This window comes from Streptomyces sp. URMC 126, from assembly GCF_051386555.1.
In the GTDB taxonomy this organism is placed as follows: domain Bacteria; phylum Actinomycetota; class Actinomycetes; order Streptomycetales; family Streptomycetaceae; genus Streptomyces.
Genome location: NZ_JBPQTX010000202.1, coordinates 1 through 13,134, shown reverse-complemented (window position 1 = coordinate 13,134; position 13,134 = coordinate 1). Strand labels below are relative to the sequence as shown.

The window sequence follows — 13,134 nt, the reverse complement described above, 5'->3', positions numbered from 1 at the left end:
GGGGGGGGCGCCGCCGGCGGCGTTTCTACCGCCGCCGTTCCAGCCGCACCACCGGCACCGTACGCCCCGCCCGCTCCCGGAATCCGGCGAACTTCGGCTCCGCCTCGATCTGCCGCCGCCACACCTCGGCGTACTCCTCCGGGTCCGTGACCTCCACCGCCCGGGCGTGGAAGGACTCGCCGCCCAGCTCCACGCGGAGCTCCTCCGGGTGGGCGCGCAGATTGTGGTACCAGGCGGGGGCGGTGGGCGAGCCGCCGTTGAGGGCGAAGACGTGGGGACGGCCGGCGTCGTCCCCGAGGTACACCAGCGGGGTGGTGCGGAGCGCGCCGCTGCGGGCGCCCCGGGTGGTGAGCAGGAGCAGCGGCGTACCGGCGAATTCGCCCCCCACCACCCCTCCGTTGGCCCGGAACTCCTCGATCACCCTGAGGTTGAAGGGGTTGCTGTTGACCGGTACCGCTTGCGTGCCGGTCCTCGTGGTGGTCATGACGCGACCGCCTCGCGGGCCGTCGCCTCGTCGATGCGCGCGTACTGCTCGGCGCTGAGGTGCAGGTCGAGGGCCTCCCAGTTCTCCGCGAGGTGCGCGGGGGAGGAGGTGCCGGGGATGGGGATCATGACCGGGGAGCGCCGGAGCAGCCAGGCCAGGGCCGTCTGCGCGGGGGTGGCCCCGAGCTCGCGCGCCACGGCCGTCACCGGGCTGTCCGGGCCGGCGTGCTCGCCCATCGCGATGGGCCAGAAGGGCAGGAACGCGATGCCGTGTTCCGTCGCGTAGTCGATGACGGGGTCGTGGCCGCGCTCGCCGAGGTTGTACTCGTTCTGAACGGTGTGGACGGGGACGATCTCGGACGCTTCCCGCAGCTGGTCGACCGTCACCTCGGAGAGTCCGATGTGACGGACTTTGCCCTCGTCCTGGAGCTGCTTCAGGGCGCCGACCTGGTCGGCGAGCGGGTACTCGGGGTCGATTCGGTGCAGCTGGAACAGGTCGATGCGGTCGGTGCCGAGGCGGCGCAGGCTCAGTTCGGCCTGCTGCCGGAGGTAGGCGGGGTGACCGTGCGTGACCCACTCGGTGGGGGACGGCCGGACGACGCCCGCCTTCGTGGCGATCACGACCTCGTCGGCGAACGGGCGGAGCGCCTCGGCCACCACCTTCTCGTTCTCGCCCAGCGCGTACGCGTCCGCCGTGTCGAAGAGGCGGACCCCGAGCTCGACCGCCCGCCGGAGCAGCGCGATCGTGTCCGCGCGGTCGGTGGGGGCCGTCCAGATCGGAGCGGTGCCGCCGTGCCGCTCGTCGGGCCGGCCGGCGAGGCGCATGGCGCCGTAGCCGAGGCGCGGCACTACGAGGTCGCCGCCGATGGCGTGGGTCAGAGGGTGGAGGGGAGCCTGGTTCTGCGCTGTGTTCTGCTGCATGGCGGAAAAGGTAGAAGCTGACACATGTGTGAGCTTCAAGCCGGAGCACGCCACTGTGAGGGGGATCACTAGTGAAGATCGGAGAACTGGCGGCCGCCACCGGAGTGAGCGTCCGCCTGCTGCGCTACTACGAGGAGCAGGACCTGCTCACCCCGGAGCGCACACCCGGCGGTCACCGCTCGTACGGGCCCGACGCGCCCCTGACCGTCCGCCGCATCCGGGCGCTGCTGGACGCGGGGCTGCCGACGCGGGTCATCCGGGAGGTGCTGCCCTGCGTGGAGGGGGACGGGCTGTTCGTCCACCCCTGCGTGAGCGACCGGCTGCGGGACCAGCTCCGCGGCATGGAGGAACGCATCGCCGAACTGGAGGAGAGCCGGGCGGGCCTGGCGGCCATCCTCGCCGTCACCGAGGGGGCCGCCACGGAAGGCGCCTCCGCCCAGGGCGCCGTCACGGAGGCCGTGGGGGTCCCGGTGGGCTGAGGCTGAGGGCGGCCACGGGCCCGTACGAGCCCTCGCCGGACGTACGCCACCTCGTCGGACGGTAACCGGCGCTCCCCGTCGCCGGGTTGAACCGGGGCGCCCGAGGCCGCCATGCTCAGGGCGACGGAAGCGCGCGGGGCTTCCCAAAGCGGTGGGGGTGCCGGATGGGGACGGAACCGGGCGGGCCGGGCCGGGTGGTGGCGGGCCGCTTCTCGCTGGTCGAGCGGCTGGGCGACGGCGGCATGGGGACGGTCTGGCGCGCCCACGACCCGGAGCTGCGGCGCGACGTCGCGCTCAAGGAGGTCAGGCTGCCCGGCGGCCCCGGCCCGGACGCCGCCGGAGGAGGCGACGTCGCGGCGGTCCGCGAGCGCGTGCTGCGGGAGGCGCGGGCCCTCGCCCGGCTGCGCCACCCCAACGTGGTGACGATCCACGAGATCGTCCCGGACGACCCGTTCCCCTGGCTGGTCATGGAGCTCGTCGAGGGCGTCACCCTCCAGCGGATGCTGGACGACGGCGGCCCCCTGGACCCCGTACGGGCCGCCCGGGTGGGCGCCGACGTCCTCTCGGCGCTGCGCGCCGCGCACGCGGCGGGCGTCCGGCACCGCGACGTCAAGGCCGCCAACGTGATCGTCCGGCCGGACGGTTCCGCGGTGCTCACCGACTTCGGCATCGCCGCCCTGGAGGACGCCCCCGGCCTGACGCTCGCCGGCGGCGTCGTCGGTTCCCCGGAGTACATGGCGCCCGAGCGGGCCGCCGGCGAGCCGGGCGGCCCGGCGGCCGACCTGTGGTCGCTGGGCATGCTGCTGTACCTCGCGGTCGAGGGCCGCAACCCGCTGCGCCGCGACACCCCGCTGGCCACCCTGGCCGCCGTACGCGAGACCCCGCCGCCGCCCCCGCTCCGGGCCGGCGTCCTGACGCCCGTGCTGACCGCCCTCCTCGTCCGCGACCCGGCGGCCCGGCCGGACGCCGCGGAACTGGCCCGGATGCTGGACGCCGCGGCACGCGGTCTCCCCCACGGGGCCGGACCCGGGCCGCACCACGCGCCCACGGTCGTCGACGGGCCGGTTCCCCCGGCGGACGGGCGGGCGCGCCGGCGGCGGGTGACGCGGGCGGCCGGGGTCGCCGCGCTGTGTGTGCTCGTGGGCGTCGCGGGGACCCTGGTCGGCCTGCGGCTGACGGACGACGACGGCGGAGGCGGCCGGGCGGCGGCGCCGCTCCCGCCCGGGGCGACGGTCTCCGCCCAGGGCACCCGCCCGCCGTCGGCCGCCCCCTCGTCCCCGGCCCCGGCCCCCTCCGACCTCCGGTCCGATCCGCCGGCCGCGCCGCCGGACAGCACGCGGGCTCCCGCCCCGCCGTCCTCCGGCCCGGAGGGCGAGCCCGGCACCTGGATCGCCCAGCTCGCCTCCGTCCCCCTCGCCGACGGCCCCGGCGCCCGCGACCGAGAGCTGGCCGCCGTCCGCCGCCAGATACCGGACGCCCGGGTGCTCCGCAGCGACGACTACGCCTCCCTCCGGCCCGGCTACTGGGTCGTCTACGCGCCCGGCCCGTTCTCCGGCGGCACGGCCGCCCTGACCTTCTGCGAGGAAGCGGGGCGGTTGACGGACGACACCTGCGTCGGCCGCTACCTGAGCCACCGCGCGGCGGACCGGAACCGGATCTGCAAGCACGAGGGCTCCTGCTCCTGACCCGGAGCCGGCCGGCGCTCCCCGCTCCCCGGACGGCAGGACCGTGACAAGACCGCGGCAGGACCGCGGCAGGACTCGCGAAAAGCGGGGCGAGGCGCGGTCGACGGGAGGCCCACCCCTGCGCCGCCCTTCCGTGGCACCCACAATGGAACCGACCACCACGGGACGCCCGGGCGCAACGCCTCCGAAATCGTGTGGTGGGATGCTGATGTGCCCCCGGCCTGCCCCGCGGCCGGGAGCCGGCCGGCCTGACCAGCGAGGATAGGTAGCTATGGATAAGCAGCAGGAGTTCGTGCTCCGCACCCTCGAGGAGCGCGACATCCGCTTTGTGCGGCTGTGGTTCACCGATGTGCTCGGCTACCTGAAGTCGGTCGCCGTCGCCCCCGCCGAGCTTGAGCAGGCGTTCGACGAGGGCATCGGGTTCGACGGCTCCGCGATCGAGGGATTCGCTCGCGTGTATGAATCCGACATGATCGCCAAGCCGGACCCGGGGACCTTCCAGATCCTCCCCTGGCGCGCGGAGGCCCCCGGCACCGCCCGGATGTTCTGCGACATCCTGATGCCGGACGGCTCCCCGTCGTACGCGGACCCCCGCTACGTCCTCAAGCGGATCCTCGCCAAGACCTCCGACCTCGGGTTCACCTTCTACACCCACCCCGAGATCGAGTTCTTCCTGCTCAAGGACAAGCCGGTGGACGGCACCCGCCCGGTGCCCGCCGACTCCTCCGGCTACTTCGACCACACCCCGCAGAACGTGGGCATGGACTTCCGCCGCCAGGCCATCACCATGCTCGAATCCATGGGCATCTCGGTCGAGTTCAGCCACCACGAGGGCGCCCCCGGCCAGCAGGAGATCGACCTGCGCTACGCCGACGCGCTCTCCACGGCCGACAACATCATGACCTTCCGCCTGGTGATGAAGCAGGTGGCCTTGGAGCAGGGCGTGCACGCGACGTTCATGCCGAAGCCCTTCTCGGAGTACCCGGGCTCGGGCATGCACACCCACCTCTCCCTCTTCGAGGGCGACCGCAACGCCTTCCACGAGTCCGGCGCCGAGTACCAGCTGTCCAAGGTCGGCCGCTCCTTCATCGCCGGCCTGCTCCGGCACGCCGCCGAGACCTCCGCCGTCACCAACCAGTGGGTCAACTCCTACAAGCGCATCTGGGGCGGCTCCCAGCGCACCGCGGGCGCCGGCGGCGAGGCCCCCTCGTACATCTGCTGGGGCCACAACAACCGCTCCGCCCTCATCCGCGTCCCCATGTACAAGCCCGGCAAGACCGGGTCGACGCGCGTCGAGGTCCGCTCCATCGACTCCGGCGCCAACCCCTATCTGACGTACGCCGTCCTGCTGGCCGCCGGCCTCAAGGGCATCGAGGAGGGCTACGAACTCCCCGCCGGCGCCGACGACGACGTCTGGGCCCTCTCCGACGCCGAACGCCGCGCCATGGGCATCGAACCCCTCCCGCAGAACCTCGGCGAGGCCATCGAGCTCATGGAGCGCAGCGAACTCGTCGCCGAGACCCTCGGCGAGCACGTCTTCGACTTCTTCCTGCGCAACAAGAAGCAGGAGTGGGAGGAGTACCGCTCCGAGGTCACCGCGTTCGAGCTGCGGAAGATGCTGCCGGTGCTGTAGCCCCGCGGCCCCGCGCCGCGCGGCGGCGGCCCTCCCGCGGGGACGCCGCCCGGCCGGGGCGCCGGGGGTTGCGCGCCGGCCCGGCCGGGAAGAGCGCCCCCGACCGGCCGGGGCGGCGGCCCGCCGCCCCGGGCGGCACCGGAACACGACGCCCGGAACGTGAACGGACAGGAGGCGGTGGGGGTGTCCCTCCCCGAAGGACGACCCGGACAGCCCGGAGGACGACCCGGAGGACGGCCCGACGGACGGCCCGAGGCACGGCCTGACGGGCTGCCGGACGGACGGCCCGAGGCGCGCCCCGACGGGCTGCCGGACGGACGGCCCGACGGCCGTCGCGGCAGCACGTACACCCGGCTGGTGCGGAGCGGGTTCGCCGACCCCGCCGCCGCCGAGCGGCTGCTGGACGCGGACGGGCTCGCGGCGCTGCGGGACGACCCGGTGCTGTTCGACGCGCTCGGCGCGACCGCCGACCCCGACCTCGCGCTGCTCGGCCTCGTCCGCCTCGCCGAGTCCCTGGAGGCCCGGGGCGGCCCGGCCGAACGGCAGGCGCTGCTGGACACCGTCGTCACCGCCAAACCCCTGCGCGACCGGCTGCTCGGCGTACTCGGCGCGTCCGAGGCGCTCGGCGACCACCTCGCCCGGCACCCCGGCGACTGGCACGCCCTCGTCACGTTCGAGCGCGCCGACCTGCACCCCGGCACCGCCGAGTTCGAACAGGCCCTCGCCGAGGGCGCCGCCGCGGGCCGGGAGGCCGGGCTCACGCCGTCCGACGCGCTGCGCGCCGCCTACCGCCGCTGCCTGCTCACCGTCGCCGCCCGGGACGTCACCGGCAGCACCGACGTCGCCGAGACCGCCGCCGAACTCGCCGACCTGGCCACCGCCACCCTGCGCGCGGCCCTCGCCATCGCCGCCGACGAGCAGCCCGACGACGCGGCGGCCTGCCGGCTCGCCGTCATCGGCATGGGCAAGTGCGGCGGCCACGAGCTCAACTACGTCTCGGACGTGGACGTCGTCTTCGTAGCGGAACCGCGCGGCGACACCCCCGAGGGGACGGCGTTGCGGGCCGCCACCCGCCTCGCCTCCCGCATGATGCGGGTCTGTTCGGACATCACGCCCGAGGGCACGATCTGGCCCGTCGACGCCAACCTCCGCCCCGAGGGCCGCAACGGGCCGCTGGTGCGCACGCTCAGCAGCCACCTCGCGTACTACCAGCGCTGGGCGAAGACCTGGGAGTTCCAGGCGCTGCTCAAGGCCCGGCCGGTGGCCGGCGACCCCGGTCTCGGGCAGGAGTACGCGGACGCCGTCTCACCGCTGGTCTGGCAGGCCGCCGAACGCGACAACTTCGTCCCCGACGTGCAGCAGATGCGCCGCCGCGTCGTCGCCTCCATCCCCGCCGACCGGCTCGACCGCGAACTCAAACTCGGCCCCGGCGGGCTGCGGGACGTCGAGTTCGCCGTCCAGCTCCTCCAGCTCGTCCACGGCCGCAGCGACGCCACCCTCCGCAGCGGCAACACCCTCGACGCGCTGGCCGCGCTCGCCGCCGGCGGCTACGTCGGACGCGCCGACGCCGCCGCGCTCGACGCCGCGTACCGCTTCCTGCGCGCCATGGAACACCGCATCCAGCTCCACCGGCTGCGCCGCACCCACCTCGTCCCCGAGAGCGAGGCCGAACAGCGGCGCCTCGGCCGCTCCCTCGGCTTCCGCACGGAACCCGTCACCGAACTCGGCAAGGAGTGGCGCCGGCACTCCCGCGAGGTGCGGCGGTTGCACGAGAAACTGTTCTACCGGCCGCTGCTGGACGCCGTCGCCCAGCTCGAACCGGGCGAGATCCGGCTCAGCCCCAAGGCCGCCGGACAGCGCCTGGGGGCGCTCGGCTACGCGGACCCGGCCGCCGCGCTCCGCCATCTGGAGGCGCTTGCCTCGGGAGTGACCCGGAAGGCGGCGATTCAGCGTACGCTGCTGCCCGTGCTGCTGGGCTGGTTCGCGGATTCCTCCGACCCCGACGCGGGACTGCTCAACTTCCACAAGGTGTCCGACGCGTTGGGCAAGACACCCTGGTACCTGCGGTTGCTGCGCGACGAGGGCGCCGCCGCCGAGAATCTCGCCCGGGTCCTGTCCGCCGGGCGGCTCGCCCCCGACCTGCTGCTGCGCGCCCCCGAGGCGGTCGCCCTGCTGGGCGCCCCCGAAGGGCTGCGGCCGCGCGACCGCGAGGCGCTGGAACAGGAGACGCTGGCGGCCGTGGGCCGGGCCGAGGACGCGGAGAAGGCCATCGTCGCCGTCCGCGGGGTGCGCCGGCGCGAGCTGTTCCGCATCGCCGCCGCCGACATCGTCGGCGCGTACGGACGCCCGGGCGGCCCCGCCCCGGGGCCCGGCGACCGCGACCACGGCGCCCGCTGCGACCTCGTCGGCCGGGCCGTCTCCGACGTCAACGCCGCCGCCCTGGCGGGGGCCTTGCGCGCCGCCGTCCGCGCGGAGTGGGGCGACACGCTGCCCACGCGGTTCGCCGTCATCGGGATGGGCCGCTTCGGCGGCCGTGAGCAGGGGTACGGGTCGGACGCGGACGTCCTCCTGGTGCACGAGCCCCGGGACGGGGTGGGGGACGAGGAGGCCGCGAAGGCGGCCTTCGCCGTGGCCAACGAGATGCGGCGGCTGCTCCAACTCCCCACGACCGACCCGCCGTTGCTCATCGACGCGGACCTGCGGCCGGAGGGGAAGTCCGGGCCGCTGGTGCGCAGCCTCGCCTCGTACGCCGCGTACTACCGGCGGTGGTCGCTGGTCTGGGAGAGCCAGGCGCTGTTGCGGGCCGAGCCCGTCGCGGGCGACGCCGACCTCGGGCGGCGGTTCATCGAGCTGATCGATCCGCTGCGGTATCCCGCCGAGGGGCTGTCCGAGGACGCCGTCCGGGAGATCCGGCGGCTCAAGGCCCGGATGGAGCGCGAACGGCTCCCTCGGGGAGCCGACCGGACCACCCATACGAAGCTCGGCCGAGGCGGGCTGTCCGACGTCGAGTGGACCGTCCAACTGCTGCAGATGCGCCACGGTCACGCGGAGCCGCGACTGCGGACGACGCGGACACGCGCCGCCCTCGCCGCGGCGCGCGAGGTGGGACTGCTGTCGGATGACGAGGCACGGATCCTCGACGAGGCGTGGGTGCTCGCGACCAGCGTGCGGAACGCGGTGATGCTGGTACGGGGAAGGCCGGGGGACACCTTCCCGGGGGACCCACGGGAGTCGGCCGCCGTCGGCCGCTACCTCGGCTACGAGCCGGGCCACGTCGGAGACATGCTGGACGACTACCGCCGGGTCACGCGACGGGCGCGGGCGGTGGTCGAGGAGCGGTTCTACGGGGGGTAGGGACGCCGAACCGCCTACCGGTACGGCGCCCCCTCGCTCACGGCTCGCACCCGAGCTCGATCAGCGCCTTCCGCGCCCGCTCCCTGAGGGCAGCCCACTCCGGCGCCGTCCGCACCCCGGACTCCTTCCACAAGGGTGCTCCGGTCTCCGTCATCCGACGCAGCTGTTCCTCGACGGGCGAAAGCGCGGCGGCCAGGCGATTCCGGGACTCGTCGGTCATCGAGGCGGCCGGAGCGCTTCGGAGCGCGTCGTGAAACCGAAGGGCGAGACTGCCGATCGTCGCTCTCATCTGGCGTGCATAATCGATCTGCCGCTGTGCGTCCAGCGCGAGGACGTGGAGCATATGCAGTACGCGCTCATGTGAATCCTTGCCGCGGCTGTGGATGCTTTCGAAGATGTCCGCCATGTCGGCGGCTGCCTCCGCGCAGAACCGCTGATCCGTCCGGGAAATACGCACCGCCGTGTCGAGATAATCCGAATCGTTCGCTCTGCCCTCGTCGCTCAGCAGGCGAGTCGGGGTCAGCAGCCAATTCCTCCTGGAGTCGTCGAAGGTCCAGGCGATTCTCCTGGGGTCGCGGGAAACAAGCTCCCTGAAGACCTCCGCCAACCCCTCGCGGGGCGTTGCGAAACGCCATGACGCATACGGAATCTGAAGCCTTCCTTCGAAATCGTTCTTGTTCGCCGAGATCCTTACCCAAGCCACTGGCGCGAAGGTTCCAAGGGCTTCCAGAATTCTTGCCGACGAGTATGCCATCAGGTGAAAGCCCTTCCGGGGCGTACGCGGGCGGTGCGCGCCCAGGACGGGTTCAAGCGCCGGGACGACGAGCCGGGCCCCTGAATGAACGGGGATCCTCGACCGGATCTGTCGCTACCGGTCACACATCCCGGAACCGGGTCACTGGCTCCGTGCGGCGACCTGTCGTGCCAGTCGGTATGGGAACGCCCGGTACCACGCGTACGAGACCGCGAAGCCGAAGGCCAGGCACAGTGCTCCGCCGACCGCGTCCAGCCAGAAGTGGTTCGCCGTCGAGACGATTACGACGAGGGTCGCCACCGGGTACAGGACGCCGAGCGCCCGCAGCCACAGCCACCGGCCCAGTACGGCGATCGTCACGCCGCACCACAGCGACCAGCCGATGTGCATGGACGGCATCGCCGCGTACTGATTGGACACGTCGGCGAGGTTGCCGGAGGCCATGGAGCCCCAGGTGTGGTGGGCGAGGACGGTGTCCACGAAGCCGGGGCCGTCGTCCATGAGCCGAGGGGGAGCGAGCGGGTACAGGTAGTAGCCGAGCAGGGCCACGGCGGTGGTGGCGAAGAGGGCGAGCCGGGCGGCGGCGTACCGGCCGGGGTGCCGGCGGTAGAGCCACACGAGCACGCCGATGGTGAGCACGAAGTGCAGGGTGGCGTAGTAGTAGTTCATGCCGACGATGAGCCAGGTCACCGAGTTCACCGCCTTGTTGACGGTGTGCTCGACGGCGATGTGCAGGCTCTGCTCGGTGGACCAGATCCAGTCGGCGTTGCGCTGCGCGTCGGCCCGCTGCTCCGGAACGGCGTTGCGGATCAGGGAGTAGGTCCAGTAACCGATCGCGATGAGCAGCACCTCGAACCACAGCCGCGGGCGGCGCGGCGCGCGCGGCCGGCGCGGCGACGGCCGCTCCGCGGGCGGCCTGTCCCCGCTTTCCCCGTTGGGTGGCGGGGCGGCCGTGCGGCCTTCGAGGGTCCTTGCTGTCGCTTCACCCATAGGCCCACAGTGTGCCAGAGTCCGCGGGAGCGCAGATCGATCTCAAGTCGGGTTTGGCGTGCTTTCGGCCGGGCGCGCGGGCGTCGTACGGGCGCCCGGGGCGGCGCCGGGCGGCCCGGGCCGGAGCTTCGGGCGGCTTACGGGGCGGGGCGGAGCCTCAGGTGGTCCGGGCCGGCACCGAGCCCGTCGACCCGCGGACGACCAGCTCGGGCAGGAACACGAACTCGCTGTGCGGGGCGGGCGTCCCGCCGATTTCCTCCAGCAGCGCCCGCACCGCCGCCTGCCCCATGGGCCGGACCGGCTGGCGGATCGTCGTCAGCGGCGGATCGGTGAACGCGATCAGCGGGGAGTCGTCGAAACCGACCACGGAGACGTCCCGGGGGACCTCCAGACCGGCTCTCCGGGCCGCGCGGACGGCCCCCAGGGCCATCATGTCGCTGGCGCACACCACGGCCGTACAGCCGCGTTCCAGAAGCGCCGCGGCGGCCGCCTGGCCGCCCTCCAGGGTGAACAGGGAGTGCTCGACCCACTGCCGGGCGTCGTCCGCCGCCACTCCGAGCTGGTCGGCCATGCCGCGCAGGAAGCCCTCGATCTTGCGCTGTACCGGTACGTAGCGGCGGGGGCCCAGGGCCAGGCCGATCCTGCGGTGGCCGAGCTCCGCCAAATGGGTGACGGCGAGCCGCATCGCGGCCCGGTCGTCGGGGGAGACGAACGGCGCCCTGACCTGTGCCGAGAAGCCGTTGATCAGCACGAACGGCACGCCTTGGGCGCGGAGCCGCTCGTAGCGCTGCATGTCGGCGGAGGTGTCGGCGTGCAGGCCCGAGACGAAGATGATCCCGGCGACCCCGCGGTCCACCAGCATTTCGGTCAGCTCGTCCTCGGTGGAGCCGCCGGGCGTCTGGGTGGCGAGGACGGGGGTGTAGCCCTGCCGGGTCAGGGCCTGCCCTATGACCTGGGCGAAGGCCGGGAATATGGGGTTCTCCAGCTCGGGGGTGATCAGCCCGACCAGGCCGGCGCTGCGCTGCCGCAGCCGCACCGGCCGTTCGTAGCCGAGTACGTCGAGCGCGGCCAGCACGGACTGGCGGGTGGAGGCGGCCACCCCCGGCTTGCCGTTGAGGACGCGGCTGACGGTTGCTTCGCTGACACCCGCCTGGGCTGCGATATCGGCCAGCCGTGCGGTCACGGGAGGTGACTGTACCGGTCGCATCTCAGACTTCCCACCAGACGCAGGATTCGGCGGGCAGCCGGACGGCTCCGGCGTGGAACTCCAGGGCGGCGGTGGCGAGCACCGGACGGCCCGGAACCGTCAGTTCCACTTCTTCGGGGAGGGTGTTGAGGGTGCAGACGAAACCCGGGCGGGAGAACGCCAGCACGCCCTCGGGCGCCGCCAGCCACGACATCTCCCCGGCCCCCAGGCCGGGCAGGGACCGGCGCAGGGCCAGCGCGGAGCGGTAGAGCTCCAGCGTCGAGCGCGGGTCGCCGGACTGCGCCTCCACCGACAGCGCCCGCCACTCCGCCGGCTGCGGCAGCCAGCTGCCGTCCGGCCCGGACCCGGGCCCGAAGCCGTACGGGGCCTCCTCGCCCGACCACGGCAGCGGCACCCGGCAGCCGTCGCGGGTGCCGTCCTGGCCGTCCCCCCGGAAGAACGCCGGGTCCTGGCGCACCTCGTCCGGCAGGTCCACGACCTCCGGCAGGCCCAGCTCCTCGCCCTGGTAGACGTACGCGGAGCCGGGCAGCGCCAGCATCAGCAGCGCGGCGGCCCGGGCCCGGCGCGTGCCCCGCTCGCCGCCGCCGTACCGGGTGGTGTGCCGGACCACGTCGTGGTTGGAGAGCACCCAGGTGGTGGGCGCGCCGACGGAGTGGGTGGCGGCCAGTGACTCGTCGATCACCCGGCGCATCGACTCCGCGCGCCACGGGCAGTTCAGGAACTGGAAGTTGAACGCCTGGTGCAGCTCGTCCGGGCGGACGTACAGGGCCAGCCGCTCGGGCGACGGAGCCCACGCCTCCGCCACGCCGATCCGCTCGCCGGGGTACGAGTCCAGCAGCCGGCGCCACGAACGGTGGATCTCGTGGACGCCGTCCTGGTCGAAGAACGGCAGCACCTGGGCGCCGATGAGTTTGGCCTGTTCCTTTCGGCCGATGTCGGGGAGGCCGGGCGCCTTGACCATGCCGTGTGCCACGTCGATGCGGAAGCCGTCCACGCCGAGGTCCAGCCAGAAGCGCAGTACGGACTCGAACTCCGCCCGCACCTCGGGGTTGTCCCAGTCGAGGTCCGGCTGCTCGGGGGCGAACAGGTGGAGGTACCACTCGCCGGGGGTGCCGTCGGGGTCCGTCGTACGCGTCCAGGCGGGGCCACCGAAGATCGACTCCCAGTCGTTCGGCGGCAGCTCGCCGGCCGCGCCGCGGCCCGGGCGGAAGTGGTAGCGCGCCCGCGCCGGGCTCCCCGGGCCCGCCGCCAGCGCCTCCCGGAACCAGGCGTGCCGGTCCGAGGTGTGGTTGGGCACGATGTCGACGATGACCCGCAGGCCCAGGCGGTGCGCCTCGCGGACGAGGTCGTCCGCGTCCCGGAGGTCCCCGAACAGCGGGTCGACCGCCCGGTAGTCCGCCACGTCGTACCCGCCGTCCGCCTGCGGCGACGCGTAGAACGGCGTCAGCCACACCGCGTCCACGCCCAGCTCCGCCAGGTACGGCAGCCGCCGCGTCGCCCCGCGCAGGTCGCCGATGCCGTCGCCGTCGCTGTCGGTGAAGGAGCGGACGTAGATCTGGTAGATGACGGCTCGGCGCCACCAGGCGTCCGGGGTGCTGGACGGGGGTGTGGCGGTCTCTTATACACAA

At 73.6% G+C, this 13,134-nt stretch carries 9 protein-coding genes and 1 pseudogene; 4 read left to right on the top strand and 6 right to left on the bottom strand.

Going from position 1 to position 13,134, the window contains the following annotated elements:
- Positions 1-25 precede the first annotated feature (25 nt).
- Together ACSNOK_RS22465 and ACSNOK_RS22460 are read right to left on the bottom strand one after the other, a co-directional pair.
- Positions 26-484 carry a nitroreductase/quinone reductase family protein gene (locus ACSNOK_RS22465; protein WP_436782547.1) on the bottom strand — a complete coding sequence of 153 codons (459 nt, stop codon included), beginning with the start codon at positions 482-484 and terminating at the stop codon, positions 26-28.
- Positions 481-1,404: an aldo/keto reductase gene (locus ACSNOK_RS22460; protein WP_436782546.1), complete on the bottom strand. Its 924-nt coding sequence runs from the start codon at positions 1,402-1,404 to the stop codon at positions 481-483. Before ACSNOK_RS22460 ends, ACSNOK_RS22465 begins: the two co-directional genes overlap by 4 nt.
- 71 nt (positions 1,405-1,475) lie before the next feature.
- On the opposite strand from ACSNOK_RS22460, the gene ACSNOK_RS22455 reads away from it, so the two are divergent.
- The 4 genes from ACSNOK_RS22455 (at position 1,476) to ACSNOK_RS22440 (ending at position 8,555) form a co-directional block, all read left to right on the top strand.
- Positions 1,476-1,883: a MerR family transcriptional regulator gene (locus ACSNOK_RS22455; protein WP_436782545.1), complete on the top strand. Its 408-nt coding sequence runs from the start codon at positions 1,476-1,478 to the stop codon at positions 1,881-1,883.
- Positions 1,884-2,047: 164 nt separating this feature from the next.
- On the top strand, positions 2,048-3,568 hold the full coding sequence (locus ACSNOK_RS22450) for a protein kinase domain-containing protein (protein ID WP_436782544.1): 1,521 nt from the start codon (positions 2,048-2,050) through the stop codon (positions 3,566-3,568).
- Positions 3,569-3,839: 271 nt separating this feature from the next.
- Positions 3,840-5,201, top strand: coding sequence for a type I glutamate--ammonia ligase (gene glnA / locus ACSNOK_RS22445; RefSeq protein WP_099200781.1), 1,362 nt, complete (start codon positions 3,840-3,842; stop codon positions 5,199-5,201).
- Positions 5,202-5,507: 306 nt separating this feature from the next.
- Entirely contained in the window at positions 5,508-8,555 is a 3,048-nt protein-coding gene (locus ACSNOK_RS22440; protein WP_436782548.1) for a bifunctional [glutamine synthetase] adenylyltransferase/[glutamine synthetase]-adenylyl-L-tyrosine phosphorylase, read from the top strand.
- Positions 8,556-8,592: 37 nt separating this feature from the next.
- Here the strand turns inward: ACSNOK_RS22440 and ACSNOK_RS22435 are convergent, their stop codons facing one another.
- From ACSNOK_RS22435 to ACSNOK_RS22420, 4 genes and pseudogenes are all read right to left on the bottom strand, one after another.
- Positions 8,593-9,309: a hypothetical protein gene (locus ACSNOK_RS22435; RefSeq protein ID WP_436782543.1), complete on the bottom strand. Its 717-nt coding sequence runs from the start codon at positions 9,307-9,309 to the stop codon at positions 8,593-8,595.
- A 141-nt stretch (positions 9,310-9,450) separates the two neighbouring features.
- Positions 9,451-10,299 carry a phosphatase PAP2 family protein gene (locus ACSNOK_RS22430; RefSeq protein ID WP_436782542.1) on the bottom strand — a complete coding sequence of 283 codons (849 nt, stop codon included), beginning with the start codon at positions 10,297-10,299 and terminating at the stop codon, positions 9,451-9,453.
- A 157-nt stretch (positions 10,300-10,456) separates the two neighbouring features.
- Positions 10,457-11,482, bottom strand: coding sequence for a LacI family DNA-binding transcriptional regulator (locus tag ACSNOK_RS22425; protein WP_436782541.1), 1,026 nt, complete (start codon positions 11,480-11,482; stop codon positions 10,457-10,459).
- 25 nt (positions 11,483-11,507) lie between these two features.
- A pseudogene (locus ACSNOK_RS22420) lies at positions 11,508-13,097 on the bottom strand (glycoside hydrolase family 13 protein); the annotation flags it as partial.
- Between the last annotated feature and the right edge of the window lie 37 nt (positions 13,098-13,134).